Source organism: Clostridium oryzae (assembly GCF_002029235.1).
GTDB lineage: Bacteria > Bacillota > Clostridia > Clostridiales > Clostridiaceae > Clostridium_AE > Clostridium_AE oryzae.
The window spans coordinates 1-18688 of sequence record NZ_MZGV01000075.1 but is presented as its reverse complement, the minus strand read 5'-3'; the positions used below and the strand labels follow the sequence as shown (position 1 = coordinate 18688).

Below are 18688 nucleotides of genomic sequence, written 5' to 3'. Positions count from 1 at the left end.
ACACGTGCTCTCCGCACAATACTTTGTACTTTTAATTACCGAAGCCAGTTTCCTACAAGGAGTTCTTGCTACCAGAATTTACACGGGCTTACTTCCTCACCTTTCTTTATTATTGACAGGATTTCGTCTTTATTAACAAACGCATCCAATTTTCATTATACTTGGTGAAAGCAAGTTTTCATGGGCATTTCCTATACACTAAAAAAACCTCCAATGAAATTCCATTTTCACCAGAGGCCTTTTCTTTATATTAATATTGCATATCAGCTAATCTTCTGTAACCTTTATATTTATCCCTAGCATGATTTTCGGCTGTAGCAAACAACTCTTCTGCAATATCAGGGAATATCTTAGCTAAAGAACTATATCTTACTTCTCCATTGATAAACTCTCTAAAGGATTCAGTTGGCTCTTTTGAATCCATAACAAAAGGATTCTTGCCTTCCTCAGCTAACATTGGATTATACCTGTACAGATGCCAATAACCTGCTTCAACTGCCTTTTTTTCTTCTTTCTGGCTCGTTCCCATACCAGTCTTTATTCCATGACTGATACAAGGTGCATAAGCTATTATTAGTGAAGGTCCCTTATAGCTTTCAGCTTCTGTTATAGCTTTAATAGTCTGGTTCATATTCGCTCCCATAGCTATTTGAGCTACATATACATAACCATAACTCATAGCCATCATTCCTAAATCCTTCTTCCTGATTTTCTTTCCTGAAGCTTGGAATTTAGCCACTGCAGCAGTTGGAGTTGCCTTGGAAGCCTGCCCTCCCGTATTGGAATATATCTCTGTATCCATGACAAATATATTAACATCCTCTCCTGATGCAAGAACATGATCTACTCCGCCATATCCAATATCATAAGCCCAGCCATCTCCACCAATAAGCCAATGTGATTTTTTAATTAAATAATCCTTTTTCTCAATTATTTCTTTTAGAACCGGATCTGAATTATAATTTTTCTTCTGCAGAACATTAAGTAACGTCTCAGTTGCAGCCCTTGATGCTTCTCCTTCATCCCTCGACCTAAGCCATCCTGTAAAGGCTTCTCTTATTTCGTCATCGTCTGTCGCTGCAATATATTGATTCATCAAGTCAGTAAGTCTTTCTCTCATCTGTTTAACAGCTAAGTGCATACCAAAACCAAATTCTGCATTATCTTCAAATAAAGAATTTGCCCAGGATGGGCCTTTTCCTTTAGCATCCACAGTATAAGCTATTGATGGAGAACTAGCTCCCCAAATAGAAGAACAACCTGTAGCATTGGCTATCATCATTCTATCGCCATAAAGCTGGGTAATAAGTCTTATATAAGGCGTCTCACCACAACCAGGGCAGGCTCCGTTAAATTCCAACAATGGTTTTGCAAACTGACTTCCTTTTAATGTCTTCTTATCCATTAAATTATCTTTGTTGGTAACCCTAGTTGCATACTCCCAGTTATCCACCTGTGCCTCGATTTCTTGTTCCGCAGGCTGCATGATCAATGCTTTCCCAGGTGCAGGACATATATCTGCACAATTTCCACAACCGGTGCAATCCAACGGAGCAATCTGTATACGAAAACCGTAACCTTCTAAACCTTTTCCAGCTGCCTTCTTTGTTTCAAAAGACTTAGGAGCTTTTTTCATTTCTTGTTCATCCAACAAATAAGCTCTTACAGTAGCATGCGGACATATATATGCACACTGATTACATTGAATACACTTATCTATCTGCCACTGTGGGAGCATCACTGCAATGCCTCTCTTTTCATAGGCCGTAGTTCCCATTGGATATCTTCCGTCTTCTCTTCCATTAAAAGCACTTACAGGCAATTCATCACCCTCATGCCTTGCCATAGGTCTTTGTATTTTTTCGATAAAGTCTCTAATTAATTCATTATCTTCCTCATTAGAATCAATTTTTTCATCTGGTTTAGCATCCTTCCAGGTATCTGGAACATCTACTTTTTTCAAAAGTTCTATACCTTTATCTACAGCAGCTCTATTCATATCTACTATCTTTTGACCCTTTTTACCATAGGATTTTTCTATAGAATCCTTTAAGTACCTAACAGCATCCTCAACAGGTATTACATTTGCTAGTTTAAAAAATGCAGCCTGCATAATCATGTTGATTCTTCCGCCAAGACCTATTTCTCCTGCAATTTTTACAGCATCTATCGTATAGAAATTGATGTTATTCTGTGCAATATATCTCTTAATATCTGCAGGAAGATTCTTCTCCAAATCTTTCATTTTCCATGGACAATTTAATACAAAGGTACCTCCTTTCTTTAATCCTTGAACCAGATCATACTGATATACAAAAGATTTATTGTGGCATGCAATATAATCTGCATTATATACTAGGTATGGTGATTTTATTGGCTTCTTACCAAATCTTAAATGTGAAACTGTGGTTCCTCCTGATTTCTTACTATCATAAGAAAAATATGCTTGAGCAAAAAGATCTGTATTATCGCCTATAATTTTAACTGCTGTCTTATTTGCGCCAACTGTTCCGTCAGAACCTAAGCCCCAGAATTTACAGCTTATTGTGCCTTCAGGGGTAGTATCTATAACATCTGCTTCTGGTAACGATGTATTAGTTACATCATCTACGATACCTATTGTAAAATTGTTCTTAGGAGAAGCTGTTTTTAAATTGTTAAACACTGATATAATTTGCGATGGTCTTGTATCCTTCGAACCTAATCCATACCTTCCGCCTACTATTAATGGTTTATTTTCCTCTTCATAGAATAGATTGGTGCAGTCAAGAAATAATGGCTCCCCTAAAGAACCTGGTTCTTTAGTTCTATCCAACACAGCTATTTTCTTCACAGTCTTTGGAAGCACATTGAAGAAGTATTTTCGTGAAAAGGGCCTATATAAATGTACCTTGATTCGTCCAACTTTCTCGCCTTTACTCCTTAAATAATCAATTGTCTCATCTATCGTATCACATACAGAGCCCATAGCGACTATTATATTTTCTGCATCTGGAGCTCCATAATAATCGAAAGGATGATATACACGCCCAGTTAATTTTTCTATTTCTCTCATGTAATTCTCAACTATATCAGGTACAGCATTATAGAACTTGTTTCCTGCTTCTCTCCCTTGAAAGTATATGTCGGGATTTTGCGCAGTTCCTCTGACGGATGGATGCTCAGGATTTAATGCCCTAGCTCTGAACTGTTTTATGGCATCATAATCTACTAAATTTTTTAAATCCTCATAATCTATGGTTTCTATCTTTTGATACTCATGTGAAGTTCTAAATCCATCGAAGAAATGTAGAAAAGGCATATTAGCTTTAATTGCTGATAGGTGTGTTATTACACCTAGATCCATTACTTCTTGAACATTAGAAGAAGCCAAGAGTACAAATCCTGTTTGTCTAGTAGCCATTACATCTTGATGATCGCCGAATATTGATAATGCATGAGTTGCGATAGCTCTTGCACTCACATGAAAAACTGCAGGTAACTGCTCGCCCGACATCTTATACATATTAGGAATCATTAGCAATAATCCCTGAGATGCTGTATAAGTAGTAGTCAACGCTCCAGATATTACTGAACCATGAACCGTACCAGCAGCACCAGCTTCTGACTGCAACTCTACGACCTTAACTACCTGCCCGAATATGTTCTTTTTACCATGAGCAGCCCAATCATCTGCAAGTTCTGCCATAGGCGTTGATGGCGTAATCGGGAATATTGCTGCTACATCTGTGAATGCATAAGATGCATATGTAGCAGCCCCATTTCCATCCATAGTTTTCATTTCTTTTCCCATAAAATAATCCTCCTAATCTATAATAAGTTCAAAATTTATCTTATTCTCCAACTTATTATTTGAAATAGAAAGTTTTTCATTCAAAAAGTTTTATAAATTTATTATCTTTATATTAGTTGAAACTATTTCCATTGATAAAAGTATTAAAGTTTAATACAATAACATCAGCCTATGCTGAAAACGTTATTTGGTGCCATGTGTAAAGCCTCTTTTTAGGTTTATTACATTGGCCTGTGACGCAAAGTATTGTTTGTAATCGTTCTCCCATTGTACATATCTAGTATCGCCTCTATGGTCTGCTAACTTAAATTTATAATTTAAATATTTACCAAAATCAGCCGTAACTTTATTGGAACCCCAAATATTCATATGACCTTCATTGAACATGTCAGTTTTAAAATCGAAACCTATCTCTTCAAACTTTTCTTTACTGCAATAATTCACAAATGAAATACCATTTTCTTTAGCTATATCTGCTGCAGTATTAAACATCTTAGCGGGTTCCTTAACCCAATTTTCCCTATTAGCTGTACTTTGATAGTCATGCGGGGCAACCGTAAATACTAACTTAAATTTATCTTTCTTAGATAGCTCAATAAATTTATATAAATATTTTTTCGTCTTCTGAGGAATTTCTGCTCTCTCATTTGTGGACACATTAGCCAGCCTATTCTTTCCATATAATTGTGTTCCAGCCCCAAAGCCTTTAGTGTAATAACTAGAAGCTGAATCATATTTGAAATCCTCCTCTTTCAATCCTTTCCATCTATAATGATACTTCAATATAGGAAATAAGTAACCGATCCATCTGCTTTTGGGTGTAGTGTTCACGATAGCCTCAACCTTATTCTTTGAAAATCTCATATTATCAAGCACATACCTTATATATGCTTCGTTACCGAACTCATCAGTAAGTCCAAGATAATATAAATCTACCACAACAATATGTGGTTTATGGTTCTTTAAAATTTCTTTTAACAGAAAGTAAGTGACATCTATAGGCTGCCCCCCTGTACCATAATTAAAGCTTGTTATACCGTATTGTTTCCACAACATATTAGGGTTGATAGAGCTGTTCATATGACTAGAGCCTAACAACACAACATCAAAATCATTATTTCTATGCTGATAAAGCCCCTGAATCATCTTAGCTCTATGGCCTACCTTTATTACGAATACAGGATTAAGTATAGATAAAATAAAGAGAAGTATAACTGTAAATATGAAACTTTTTTGAATAGCTTTTCTAATCATTGCAACGCATCTCCTAAAATTGAGAGTATATAAACTGCTGCTCATCGTATCCTTCACCATATATACCAAAAATCAATATTGCTAGGATACAGCTGAAATATATAGCCCATCTAAATACTGCATTTTGTCTAGACAATTGTACCCTTAAATTCCTTCGCACCTGCATAAGGTTTACGCTGATTATAATAAATATTCCTAATATAGACATAAAGAAGTCTTTTGAATCTATACCCATTAATCCTAGGTAGCTCCTTGAAAAAATCCAAGGATTAAAATAAAACATATTTCTTATCAGTATTTGAGCACTTGAAAATGTAGTAGCTCTAAAAAAAAGCCATGCAAAACTTACCAGTGTAAATGTAGTTAGCATCTGGAAAAGTTTATAGCTGAATACTTCTGTCCTTATATTAAGAATCTTAATTAACTTTAATTTAGCCGGCTTTAATAATCCCGACAGCACTTGATAGACTCCATGAAGCGTACCCCAAATAATAAAATTCATTGCCGCTCCATGCCATAAACCACTGAGAATAAAAACAATCATAGTATTTAGATACGTTCTTAACTTTCCTTTTCGATTTCCGCCTAATGGTATATATAGATAATCCTTAAACCAGGTGCTAAGACTGATATGCCATCTTCTCCAAAACTCTTTTACTGATTTTGAAAAATAAGGCTGTCTGAAATTTCTAGTAAGTCTAAATCCCATAACTTCCGCTGCTCCTACAGCAATATCCGAGTACGACGAAAAATCACAGTATATTTGAAAAGTAAAAAATATAGTAGCAGTAATAATTTGAAAACCCTTATAGTTTCCAGGGCTATCATAGACAGTATTGACTACAATTGCTAACCTATCGGCTATGAATACTTTCTGGAAAGCCCCCCAAGCCATCAGAATCAAACCATTTTTAACTCTGTCGTAATCAAAATAATGCTTTTCATTAAATTGATACAGCAGTTCTTTAGACTTTCCAATGGGGCCTGCTGTCAGCTGTGGAAAAAATGAAACGAACAGAGCATATTTACCTAAATTCTTTTCTGCTTTTGTATCACCTCTATATACATCCATAACATAGCTTAATGACTGAAAGGTATAAAATGAAATTCCTACAGGCAGCAAAAAATCAAATACGGGTATATTTAGTGACACATTAAATATTGATAGTATCCTTCTGCTATTAAGCCTGAAGAAGTTATAATATTTAAATATGAACAGAATTCCTAAATTACTTATTAAGCTTATAATTAACCACACATTTTTCACTTTTTTATTACTCGATTTTCCTATCAAAACACCACATAAATATGTGATTAATGTTGAAAGGACAATTAGTCCAGCATACTTTGGATTCCAGCTCATGTAAAAATAATAGCTGCTAATAAGCAGCCATATCCATCTTAAGCTAAATGGCAAGATAAAATATGTAATTGCAACAACAGGAAAAAATACTAAAAATTCTAATGATATAAATGCCAAAAAAATTTCCCCTTTCAACACACTTCTCTATATGAATTAATGTGTGTAATGGGGAAAATTTTATACTTAAAATATGTTGTGGTACCATTTAGGTAGTAATAGTCTTTAATCAAGTGTAAATAAGATTTTTTTCATTATTAATTTTATTTTTTGCTATATTATGCATTACTCTAATGTAAATCCTATTTCACACCCTTTATTATGGCGGCTTTTGCAGTATATTTCTCCACCATGCTCATTGACAATATACTTGCAAATAGACAAACCTAATCCTGAGCCTGGCAAACTTGAACTTCTTGACTTTTCAGCCCTGTAGAATTTATCAAATACATAAGGTATATCATCAGCGCTGATACCAATGCCATTATCTTTAACCTTAATAAGTACGTATTGCCCTTGTCTTTCAGCCTCAATAACAATCCTTCCTCGCTTTTCACCAATATATTTCATGCTGTTTTCTACTAAATTATATAATACTTCTGTTATACGTTTCTTATCAATAACAACTAACATATCAGGCAGTTTTATTTCATAACCAAAATCCATATCCTTTTGTTTTACATATACCTCCAATTCCTTAATAGCAGGAATAAAATATTCTAAAAAATATACTTCTTGACGATTTATGCTTAGCTGGTTTAGTTGAGTATTTGAATATTCTAATAACTCATTAATCATACTAATAAGCAGATCTGTCTTTGCTATAATTATATTTACATAATTATCTCTGCTCTTTTGTGTTTTAGCTATTCCATCTCTAAGTCCTTCACTATATGCCTTTATTGTAGAAATGGGGGTCTTTAAGTCGTGTGAAATACAAGATATTAGCTCCTGTTGAGATTTTTTAAGTGTTTCCTCTTTCAGCTGTTTTTCCTTTAATTCATCTCTCATCAATTCAAATGAATACGTTAAGTCCCCAACTTCATTTTCGCGTATTGCTTTTTCATAGACTCTAATAACTTCTATATTATAATTGCCTGCAATTATTGCCTTTGCAGAGCTACTGATTTCCACTAGCGGCTTTAAAACGCGTCTATTGAAATATATAGTTCTTATCATTATTACACAAATACATATTACTATTCCAAGCAGAACCGGTGAAAAAATAGTTCTTATCCTTGTATAAATATTATCATTCATAACTTGGTTTTCAGGTATTATAAATACTACGAAGCCAAAAATTTTATGCCGTTTTTCCAGTATAAAACTCTCTTTGATTTTGCCTTTATTATCAATTCTGAAGCTTTTATCAAACTGCAGCATTTCTTGAACATTTATAGTCTCTCCTGCTTGAACATTAAAAACCATACTGTTATGTAAAACCTTCCCATCCAATCCAAAAACAATATAAGGATATCTGCCTTTATTGTATACACCTTTTTCAATCTCGTTTCTTTGATTAGATACAAGCATTCTTATATTATTATCATATTTATTATAGTCAGCATTTATATATCTATATATCGTCATCAATGCAGATACAAAAATAACGACCACTATTACAGCAGCCGTTATAATATTTGTTTTATACAGCTTATTGCTCATATCCACTCCCCCTTTGAAAAGATTCTTATATAGAAAATTTATAGCCAGCTCCCCATACGGTTTTTATATAATTCAATCCAAACTTATCTAGTTTCTCACGAATACGATTTACATATACTGTTATGCTATTGTCATCGCAGCAATCTGTATATCCCCATACTCCTTCATATATCTGTTCCTTTGAAAAAACCTGATTGGGATTGTATGCAAAAAAGAACAACATATCAAACTCTTTAGTTGTTAATTGCAGTGGCTTTCCCATTGCCTCAGCCGAATAGGATGCCTTATTCAAAATAAGTTCACCAATTATAATTTTCTCTTTACCTATGTTGATTGTTTCTTTAGATTTTTGATACCTTCTAAGCTGTGCTTTTACTCTAGCTACTAATTCTAATGGACTAAAAGGCTTGGTTACATAATCATCTGCACCGATTCCAAGTGCAATAACTTTGTCCATTTCACCGCTTTTAGCAGAAACCATAATAATCGGTACTTCCGACTTTTCTCGTATTTCCTTACATACATGAATTCCATCCACTTTAGGAAGCATTATATCCAAAAGGATCAAGCTGGGTTGATTATCATAAAAGGATTTAAGCCCATCCTGTCCATCTTTTTCTATAATAGGTTCAAAACCTTCTACCTCCAGATATGCACCCAATATATCTGCTAGTTCCTTTTCATCTTCAATTATTAATATTTTATCACCCATAATACACCTCATAAATAAATTATAGCCTATATCATATACCCTCTCAAGTTTTACCAACCTTTTTCTTTCAAGAATTTATATACTACCTCTTCTCTTTCAGTGGCAGTTTCTTCGTCAAACGCTTCCAGTTCAAGCTCCCCATCGATACGCCCATCTTTTAGGTAAATAATTCTATTTCCCCTTAGTGCAGCTTTTAAATCGTGAGTAACCATTACTACCGACTGTCCTTCCTTATTGATGGTTGTAAAAATATCCAGAACATTTTGCCCCTGGGAAGAATTAAGCGCTCCAGTAGGTTCGTCTGCAAATACAACTTTAGGTTCATTTATGAGTGCTCGGCAGATGGCTGCTCTCTGCTTTTGTCCACCCGACATCTGATTTGGGAACTTCTTTCTCTGAGAGGTAAGGTCCATCTTTTCTAAAAGCATGTCTATCTTCTCATCTATCTTTTTTCTCTCTGCTTTTGTTTTATAGGTGGGACTAAGAATATTTTCATATATATTTAAATTAGGTATAAGATTAATTCCTTGAAATACAAAACCAAGCTTTTCCTTGCGCAGTTTCGCAATCTGCTTCTCCTTAAGCCTTGTTATATCCTCTCCCTCAAATAATACCTTTCCAGTAGTCACGCTATCCATTCCGCTCAAAGCATAAAGCAGTGTAGATTTTCCTGAGCCTGAACTTCCCATTATCACCGTGAAATCTCCATCATAAATTTTCAAATCCATATTCTTAATTACATTATTTATTTCACCGTCACTTATAAAACTCTTACATAATAATTCCGTTTCTATAATCGCATTTTTCATATTTTCACTCAAACCTTTCTTAATTTATATTCCTCTTCTATTCCTGTACCAGCTCTCGTACACTTACCTTTTTTAATGAACGAGAAGATATCATTGTACTCATAATAAAAAATATAAAAACCACTAAATTTGCCAATGCAATATGGTAATAGTTATATGTCACCGGATACTTCAAAAATCCAAACATTGCTAAACATGTCCTCATAATTAAAGGATAGAAGTTAACAATCAGTGGTAAAGCTACTACTATAGAAGCTGCTGCTATGATTCCGACATAATACAGGTTAGATAAAATCAAGTGCCATGTAGAATATCCTAAACATTTATAAATTCCATTAATTCTCTTGCTACTTGCATTTTTAAGTAGTACAATGCAGAAGATATTAATTGCGCCTACTAAAAGTACTACTGCAACCACTGGCGGAATTGCACTGTTCTGTGGCGCTACTATCATATCCATGATGCTGCTGAACGCCTCTGTTCTTGCGAATACATTTCCACTGCTTTTAATCTTTTTCTTTATATCCTTCATAAAAGCTTTCATATCGTTCTTATTTTTTAAATAAATCGAAAAGTGATCATAATTAAAGCGGTAGTTATTATCTGTATATGCACTCTTTGTTAATCTGCAGGCATAACCTAGTTGATAGTATGTCTGAAATATTCCTGTTATAAGGAAATTAACGCTCTTTCCGCCCTGCAGATATACCTGCATGTAATCTCCAACTGTCTTATGAAGCTCACCTGCTACTTTGCTAGCAATAGCAATTTCATTAGATGCTTTAGGATTTCTCCCTTCAACTATAGGAAGCTTTGTTCGTGAAAAATCGTTAAAAACGAATCCGCTTATGATCGTATCATCCATACCTTTTTTCCACTTCATTGCAATCTTTTTACTCATATTGCTCTCTAAATAATAATTAACCCTCTTATCTTTTCTAATAATGTTTTCCACTTTTTTATACTGTTTGCTGTCTGTTATGCTAACCATGACATCACATTTATCCACACCCAGCCAGTAATCATTGTTGCTTTTCAATGTATGGGCAACATCTAAAGATACTACTGCAAAATTTATACTAAATATAGTTACAATGCACGTTATAACTATATGAGCAGCACCCTTTTTATTTCTCATAAGTGTCCTAAGTGCAATTCCAATTGGTGAAAACTGCATTTTAGAATCACCCTTGTACTCTTTTTTCTTATGGGTATTTGAATTTGACATTCCATTTAACGCATATACTGGCTTTACATTTTTTGTTTTTCCTATTATTCTGTATATAATTCCAAGTACAAAACCGACTATAATTATATATCCTGGAATTCCAAGTGCTAATATATTATTGTCAACTGACTGTCCCATATTTTTAAACACAGAAGCTAAAATAATATCTGACAGAAATACTGAACTGCCTATCCCTATTATGCAGCCCAGAGACACCACCGCAAAATAAAATTTCAGATACATATTCAAAATATCGGACGAAGTATACCCCATAGTCTTATACACTGCTATTGATTTTGAATCAGCAATCATTGCACTCTTAATCATAAAGTTAATGATTATACAGCTTACAAACAGCATTATGATTCCTATTGCAAGAAAAACTGAACCGACTATATGAGCAGCAATCAGACTACTGTCTACAGTCTGCTGAAGAGTTACCATTTGCCCGTTCATCTGTCCGTCATGTTTTTTCCTAAAAGCGTCTTGAAGCTTACTTCCTGTGATTCCTTTTTTTCCATAAAGATAAACACATAATTTTTGACTTACTCCTTTAGGAAGTTCCTTTGTTAATATATTGCTGTCAAAACTGCTGGACGTATTATATGGATCAGCATATATGCCTCTTACTTTATAGTCTACATCTCCACCAACAAGCTCTAACTTGATTGAATCACCAATTTTGATGTTATATTCATTGCTTATACACGCCGGTATAATACATTCATTATTCTTCAATTTTTCAGCTGCGCTTTTATTTCCCTGCAAATATCTGATCTTTCCAAACACCGAAGCATTATACTTCGTAAGATCAATGAATCCTTTTATTTTTTTATCCTCAAAAGACAATCTTTCTGTAATATAATGTATTCTTACATATTCTACTTTTTTTACTTCAGTAAGCTTAACAAACTGCTGCCCAAGGATATTAACATCCTTATCATCTGTAGAATATGGATATACAACTGCTGTAGCTGAATGACATTCCTTTGCAAGTTTCTTAAAAGGTTTGTTTAAAGATACAAGTATACTTACTGAGGCAATAAGCAGCATCGAACACAGCATTATAATCATAAATATCATTAATGTCTGTAATTTTTTATGTCTAAAATTTTTAATCCACATTTTGTATTTCTTCCTTCCTTTGATTTATCTTATATTATTATAATAATTTACAGATATAAAATAAAAATAGGAAAAATATTAATAAATATTAATAAAGTAAGAAGTGAGTGACCTCCGTCGGCTGAAAAATGCCTCCTACGGTCACTCACCCCTTCAGCTGACTCTATGTATTTACAAAATATTATTTTCTATATTAATTCTTTCAATTTTTTTCTTAACAACTGAAAAAGTGGTATTTTATCAAAAACCACCTTCTCATTACTTCGTATACTTTAATTACACTTTTTTTCAATGCGTAGAATATCTTCTTAATAACTTAATATAGCTCTTAACTCGGATACGCCTCAAACACTGCCCAAATCCTAACGAAAATTTACATAAAATTTGCTGACAATTGCTAAATTCACTCTATATCTCCGTTGGTTAAAGGCCTAAATGGCCTTTAACGGGTTATCTGCGAATGATAATGAGCGTGCTTAGATAACCCCGACTGTAAACATTTCCTATGCCCTAACTCTTAATATTAACAAAATACTTTTGTTATATTGTTTCTGTTGACTTCTTCTCTTAATTCACTAACTTCAAAATATATTACCGTTTCTTTTTATTTGCTTCGTAACTATGATATAACGTTTCTTTATTTAGTGATTATCTTTTTTGCTTTATATAAGAGTATCTTACCATTAGACAAAGGTTATCCTAAATTTTCCGAAAACATAAAGAGTAAAAAACTGCATACTGAGTTAATCAATATGCAGTCCTGAAATTTATTATTTAATTACAGTTTTGCCACCCATATATGGTTGCAATGCTTTTGGAATATTTACAGTTCCATCTGCATTCAAGTTATTCTCTAAGAAAGCTATAAGCATTCTTGGAGGAGCAACTACAGTGTTATTTAGAGTATGAGCAAAATATTTACCATTTTCTCCGTTTATACGGATTTTTAATCTACGAGCCTGTGCATCGCCTAGGTTAGAACAGCTTCCTACCTCAAAGTATTTCTTCTGTCTAGGAGACCATGCTTCAACATCCACGGATTTAACTTTAAGATCTGCTAAATCACCAGAACAGCATTCCAAAGTTCTAACTGGTATATCCAAGGAACGGAATAAATCTACTGTATTCTTCCACAGCTTATCATACCACATCATGCTTTCCTCTGGCTTACATACAACAATCATTTCCTGTTTTTCAAATTGGTGTATTCTATATACTCCTCTTTCTTCAATACCATGAGCTCCCTTTTCCTTTCTGAAGCAAGGAGAATAACTTGTTAAGGTCTTAGGCAAAGTCTCCTCTGGAATTATAGTATCAATAAATTTACCTATCATTGAATGTTCACTAGTTCCAATAAGGTATAAATCTTCGCCTTCTATTTTGTACATCATAGCATCCATCTCAGCAAAGCTCATAACTCCAGTTACCACTTCGCTTCTGATCATATACGGAGGTATACAATAAGTAAAACCTCTATCTATCATAAAATCTCTTGCATAGGATATAACTGCAGAATGAAGTCTTGCTATATCTCCCATAAGATAATAGAAGCCATTACCGGCAACCTTTCTTGCACTGTCAAGATCAATACCGTTTAGTTTTTCCATTATTTCAGTGTGATATGGTATTTCAAAATCTGGTACTACAGGCTCTCCGAAACGCTCAAGTTCAACATTTTCGCTGTCATTTTTACCTATTGGAACGCTTGGATCAATTATATTTGGGATAGTCATCATTATCTGTTTAACCTTTTCCTCTAACTCCCCTTCTTTTGCTTCCAATTTAGCTAAGCTCTCTGAATGCTCAGTAACCTTCTTTTTCATTTCTTCTGCTTCTTCTTTTTTGCCTTGAGCCATAAGTCCGCCAATTTGTTTTGAAATTTTATTTCTGTTAGCTCTTAGCGTATCTGCCTCCTGCTTTGCACTTCTAAGCTCAGCATCCAAAGCTATTACTTCGTCTACTAAACCTAATTTACTGTCCTGAAACTTATTTTTTATATTTTGTTTAACAAGCTCAGGATTTTCTCTTACAAATTTTAAATCTAACATATTTTTCCCTCCCGAATAGATATATATAATATTATTTTCAAACACTGAAATAAAAAAACTTCCATCCCATAAATAAATGGGACGGAAGTATTCCGCGTTGCCACCCAAATTGCTGACAGTTAATGTTAGGCGATCATCTAAAAATAATGTATCCCCAACTGACAAAAGTCAGCCTCTCGACAATAGTATTTTAAAGAATACCAGCCTTTCGATTCATCACCGACAGCTCCAAAAGTGGAAAGATTTAACCTTTCACCGATTCGCACCAACCATCGGCTCTCTGAGGAAATTTATAAATCGCAGCTTTTATTATCACTGTTTTTCCTATATACCTTATTATTTATTAATTATATATTTTTTTATACTTATTTGCAAGTATAGACTATTTTTTCTATATTATTATCCTTGATTCAAAATATATTAATATGATATATATTTTATAAGTACACCGTATATCTCCAATTGAATGTTATAATTGTTACAAGGTCAGAAAAGTGATTTCTGTCCTGTATTCGTAATTCTTAATTACTAAATTCATTAGAAGGATGGTATAAATATGAATACACAAAAGGTAAGTGATTTCGTATTTGAAAAAATTGAAGAAAAACTTTTGAGTAAAGAATGGAAGCCTGGCAATAAGATAACCTCCGAAATCCAGCTTGCAAAGGAACTTGGTGTAAGCCGCGTTTCTGTAAGAGAAGCTATTGAAAAAATGGCAGCTTTAGATATTTTAATAAAGAAAAAAGGTGGCGGTACATTTGTAAATGAATTTTCACCTGCTATTTCGTTAAATGTATTAATGCCTCTTATCTGTGTATCTGAGCCAGACTATAAAGAGATTCTTGAACTTAGAATGATAATAGAAGCAAAAGAGGCAAAACTATGTGCCGAAAGATGCAGTAATGAAATAATTGAAACTCTAAAAAAAAGCTACAATCAACTATGTGCTGTAAAAGACGATGCAGCACAATTTGCTAATGAAGATTATAATTTTCATATGCTTATTGCTGCCGGAAGCAATAATTCTCTGCTTATAAAAATCACGGAAATCTTGAGCAGTCTGTTAAAATATCATCAAAAGCTTTTGTATCAAAATTTAGGGCCTTCTGGCGGCATAAATGAGCATAAACTTATTCTTGATTCCATTGAACGTCATGACGGCGAACTGGCTGAAATATATGTAAGGCGTCATATTCAGAGAACTTTATCCCAACTAGAAAATCAGCAGCTGCAGCCATAGGCAATAGTCATACAAAGACAAATTGAACCAGAAGCATATACATAATAGTTCCAGCTGCAATGCTTAACAAAGTATTTCTTTTCCAGGTATGCAAAATGATTATACCAATTATTGAAATAGTTTCTGGAATACCATGAGTCCCTTGAAATAAAGAAACATCTTTTAAGCAATAAACTACTAACAATCCGATTACTGCATAAGGCAAAACCTTACCTAAATATTTTATATAGGCTGGCGGAGTCTTATCTGCAGGGAAAATTATAAATGGTAGAAATCTTGTAACCATAGTTCCTAAAACAACTGCCAAAATTGTTATTATTGCTTGTCCTATTGTCATAGTCATTGTCCTTTAGTCTCCCCTTCCAACCTTTTTCTCATACTCGTAAAACATATAACTATCAATGCCATAGCCGGCACTATAAATTTGTCAGAATTGAACGTGATTAAACATATTATAGAAGAAACTACTCCGACAATTGCTGGCAAATGATCTTTTGCCTCATACCACTGGTTGAGAAAAATAACAACAAACAAAGCTGTCATGACAAAATCTATACCTTTCGTATTAAAGTGAAGTATGCTGCCTAGTAAACCTCCCAATGTCGCTCCGCCAACCCAATAGAGGTAATTAAGCAGCGTAACAAAAAACATAAACCAGCCTTTGTCAACGTCATCAGGTATACTTGTTGTACAATTTATAGAAAATGATTCATCACACATTCCAAATATCAAATAAAACTTTTTCTTTCCTACATTCTTAAACTTATCCAACATTGAAATTCCATAAAAAAGATGTCTGGCATTCACCATTAATGCCAATAAAAATGCATGTATTGGATTAAACGATGCTAACAATAAGTTAACTGTAACAAATTCCATAGACCCTGCGAATATAAGTGCACTCATAAACATGGGATATAAAAATGAAAACCCTTTACTGCTCATCAGAAATCCATAGGAGGTTCCCAAAAATAAAAAACCTGTACAGATAGGTATGGTGTATGGAAAAGCTGCTTTAAATGCTTTTTGTTTTATAGTCACTAAAGATTTCCCCCTTGCTTCTAATAAATAATTTAGTTATATATAAGATTTGCACTAACTTCTTAAGTTTTGCATATGTATTATATTTTACGTAGGTACGTTATGTATGTCAACAATCTAAAGGTTTTTACACAGCAAATACTATCTCTATATTGATATTTATATATATAAATATTATTATATAGTTGTAGTACAACTATATAATTTTCTTGCATATTTCATCATATTGTATTTAAAAATCAATATATTTGTCCTACAAATATACATAACAATGAGGTGATACCTTTGTTGAAAAGCCAAGAATTAAGAAATATGGCCCCAGAAATTGATTCTTTAAGATTAGGTTCAGGTTGGAAGTTTGAGGATTTATCTAAGCCACAGATAATTATTGAAAGCAGTTTCGGACACAGTCATCCTGGCAGTGCACATCTTGATATATTATTAGAAGCCGCATTTAATAGTGTTTATGCTAACGGTGGTCGTGGTGCTAAATATTTTGTTACAGACATATGTGATGGTGAGTCTCAAGGACATGATGGCATGAACTATTCTCTTGCATCAAGAGAAGTAATAACAGATATGATTGAAATCCAGGTAAAGGCAACCCCTTTTGATGCTGGAATATTCATAACAAGTTGTGATAAATCCATGCCTGCTCATCTTAAAGCCATTGCTAGACTTAATATGCCTGCCATAGTAATCCCAGGAGGAATCATGGATGCTGGTCCTAATATGCTTACTCTTGAACAAATAGGTAAATATAGTGCCCAATTTGAAAAAAACGAGATATCAAAGGAACAATATGATTTTTATAAACACAATGCCTGCCCTAATTGTGGAGCCTGTTCCTTTATGGGTACAGCCTCTACCATGCAGACAATGGCTGAAGCACTTGGTTTAGCTATGCCTGGTACTGCTTTAATACCTACTTCTTCAAAAGAACTGCATGAAGCTGCAAAGCATGCTGGCAGTCAAGCTTTAGAGTTAGTTAAATTAAACCTAAAGCCATCTGACATCCTTACAAGAAAGGCCTTTGAAAATGCTTTAATGGTACATGCAGCAATAGCTGGTTCGACAAATGCTCTTCTTCATCTGCCAGCCATAGCTCACGAGATAGGCATTAATCTTTCAGCAGACATGTTCGATGAAATCCATAGAAAAATTCCTTATATTCTGAACATAAGGCCAAGCGGTTTTTATCCCGGCTCATACTTCTGGTATGCGGGAGGAGTACCTGCTATCATGGAGGAAATCAAGGAATATCTCAATCTCGATGTACTCACAGTAACTGGTAAAACTCTCGGTGAGAACCTTGAAGAAATTAAAAAGTCTGATTTTTATGAGAATTGTAATAGTTACCTTTCCAAACTCAAAGTTTCAAGACTTGAGGTTATAAAATCTGCTGCTTCTCCAATACAGAAACAAGGTGCAATAGCAATTCTAAAGGGAAATCTTGCACCAGAGGGTGCTGTTGTAAAGCATTCAGCAGTGTCCCAAAAACTTATGAAGGTTATACTCACTGCTAAAACCTTTAATTGTGAAGAGGATGCGTTAAGAGCTGTGCTAAGAAAAGATATTCATCCTGGAGATGCCGTATTTATACGCTATGAAGGTCCAAAAGGTTCCGGTATGCCGGAAATGTTCTATACTACAGAGGCAATCGCCGCAGATAGTGAGCTTGTAGAATCAATAGCACTAATAACAGACGGAAGATTTTCTGGTGCTACAAGAGGTCCAGCTATAGGTCATGTATCACCAGAAGCCTGTGAAGGCGGTCCTATTGCACTAGTTGAAGATGGCGACCTTATCGAGATAGATATTCCAAACAGAATATTACAAATTGTAGGTATTAGAGGTGTTAAATTATCCCCTGAAGAAATTACTACTATTTTAGAAAGCAGAAAGAAAAATTGGGTTAAACCTGCTCCAAGATTCACAAAAGGAATTATGGCAAATTATATTAAACTTGCTGCCTCTCCAATGAAAGGTGCCTATATGTAGACAATTTAAATCTTTAACATAAGCTTACTAGTTACAACAATAAACAAAAGTATTATTTTCTATATTACTTCTTCCAAATTATTTTTCTTGTTTATTTGTTTAATAGTATTTTCTTAAGAGTTACCATAATATCACTTCACACATTTTATAGTTACATCTTTTTATCAACACTTGTAACATATTTCTGTACAGTTCAAAGTTATCAACAGTTTCCGAAAAAACATAAATTCCTAAAAAATTAAAAACAATAGAGGTCTGTCTATATTTGACGGCCTCTACTAAATAACTCAAACTTCGCACATAGATATTAGCTATGCACCTTGAAAATTCAATACCTGGCAGTTGTTCAGTTGTCAAAGTTCAGTCCTTATGCTGCTTGAAGCTGTGTTTTCAGTAAAACTGGAAGTGCATT

12 protein-coding genes are annotated in these 18688 nt (G+C 34.0%); 2 read left to right on the top strand and 10 right to left on the bottom strand.

Features of this window, described 5'->3' with window-relative positions; genetic code table 11:
* Positions 1 to 250: 250 nt before the first annotated feature.
* The 8 genes from nifJ to serS all read right to left on the bottom strand — a co-directional run bounded on the left by nifJ (position 251) and on the right by serS (position 13994).
* Complete coding sequence (gene nifJ, locus CLORY_RS19805; RefSeq protein WP_079427782.1) at positions 251 to 3793, bottom strand: pyruvate:ferredoxin (flavodoxin) oxidoreductase; 3543 nt, start codon at positions 3791 to 3793, stop codon at positions 251 to 253.
* 183 nt (positions 3794 to 3976) lie between these two features.
* On the bottom strand, positions 3977 to 5047 hold the full coding sequence (locus tag CLORY_RS19800) for a hypothetical protein (protein WP_079427780.1): 1071 nt from the start codon (positions 5045 to 5047) through the stop codon (positions 3977 to 3979).
* A gap of 13 nt (positions 5048 to 5060) precedes the next feature.
* On the bottom strand, positions 5061 to 6527 hold the full coding sequence (locus tag CLORY_RS19795; RefSeq protein WP_079427778.1) for an MBOAT family O-acyltransferase: 1467 nt from the start codon (positions 6525 to 6527) through the stop codon (positions 5061 to 5063).
* A 165-nt stretch (positions 6528 to 6692) separates the two neighbouring features.
* Positions 6693 to 8072: a sensor histidine kinase gene (locus tag CLORY_RS19790; RefSeq protein WP_079427776.1), complete on the bottom strand. Its 1380-nt coding sequence runs from the start codon at positions 8070 to 8072 to the stop codon at positions 6693 to 6695.
* Between the two features lie 25 nt (positions 8073 to 8097).
* Positions 8098 to 8784, bottom strand: a complete 687-nt coding sequence (locus CLORY_RS19785) for a response regulator transcription factor (RefSeq protein ID WP_079427774.1) — start codon at positions 8782 to 8784, stop codon at positions 8098 to 8100.
* 50 nt (positions 8785 to 8834) lie between these two features.
* Positions 8835 to 9593: an ABC transporter ATP-binding protein gene (locus CLORY_RS19780; protein ID WP_079427772.1), complete on the bottom strand. Its 759-nt coding sequence runs from the start codon at positions 9591 to 9593 to the stop codon at positions 8835 to 8837.
* A gap of 37 nt (positions 9594 to 9630) precedes the next feature.
* The gene (locus CLORY_RS19775; RefSeq protein WP_079427770.1) at positions 9631 to 11946 is read right to left on the bottom strand and encodes an ABC transporter permease; all 2316 of its coding nucleotides are present in this window, start codon (positions 11944 to 11946) and stop codon (positions 9631 to 9633) included.
* 770 nt (positions 11947 to 12716) lie between these two features.
* On the bottom strand, positions 12717 to 13994 hold the full coding sequence (gene serS / locus CLORY_RS19770) for a serine--tRNA ligase (RefSeq protein WP_079427768.1): 1278 nt from the start codon (positions 13992 to 13994) through the stop codon (positions 12717 to 12719).
* A gap of 556 nt (positions 13995 to 14550) precedes the next feature.
* Here serS and CLORY_RS19765 point away from each other — a divergent pair.
* Positions 14551 to 15234, top strand: coding sequence for a FadR/GntR family transcriptional regulator (locus CLORY_RS19765; protein ID WP_079427766.1), 684 nt, complete (start codon positions 14551 to 14553; stop codon positions 15232 to 15234).
* A gap of 7 nt (positions 15235 to 15241) precedes the next feature.
* Here CLORY_RS19765 and CLORY_RS19760 read toward each other — a convergent pair whose 3' ends face one another.
* Both CLORY_RS19760 and CLORY_RS19755 read right to left on the bottom strand, forming a co-directional pair.
* A complete protein-coding gene (locus CLORY_RS19760) occupies positions 15242 to 15577 on the bottom strand; it encodes an AzlD domain-containing protein (protein ID WP_079427764.1) in 336 nt (111 codons plus the stop codon).
* Entirely contained in the window at positions 15574 to 16275 is a 702-nt protein-coding gene (locus tag CLORY_RS19755) for an AzlC family ABC transporter permease (protein WP_139376103.1), read from the bottom strand. The genes CLORY_RS19760 and CLORY_RS19755 overlap by 4 nt, the downstream gene beginning before the upstream one ends.
* A gap of 288 nt (positions 16276 to 16563) precedes the next feature.
* Between CLORY_RS19755 and ilvD the strand changes: the two genes are divergently transcribed.
* Positions 16564 to 18276, top strand: a complete 1713-nt coding sequence (gene ilvD / locus CLORY_RS19750) for a dihydroxy-acid dehydratase (protein WP_341456652.1) — start codon at positions 16564 to 16566, stop codon at positions 18274 to 18276.
* Positions 18277 to 18688: the final 412 nt, after the last annotated feature.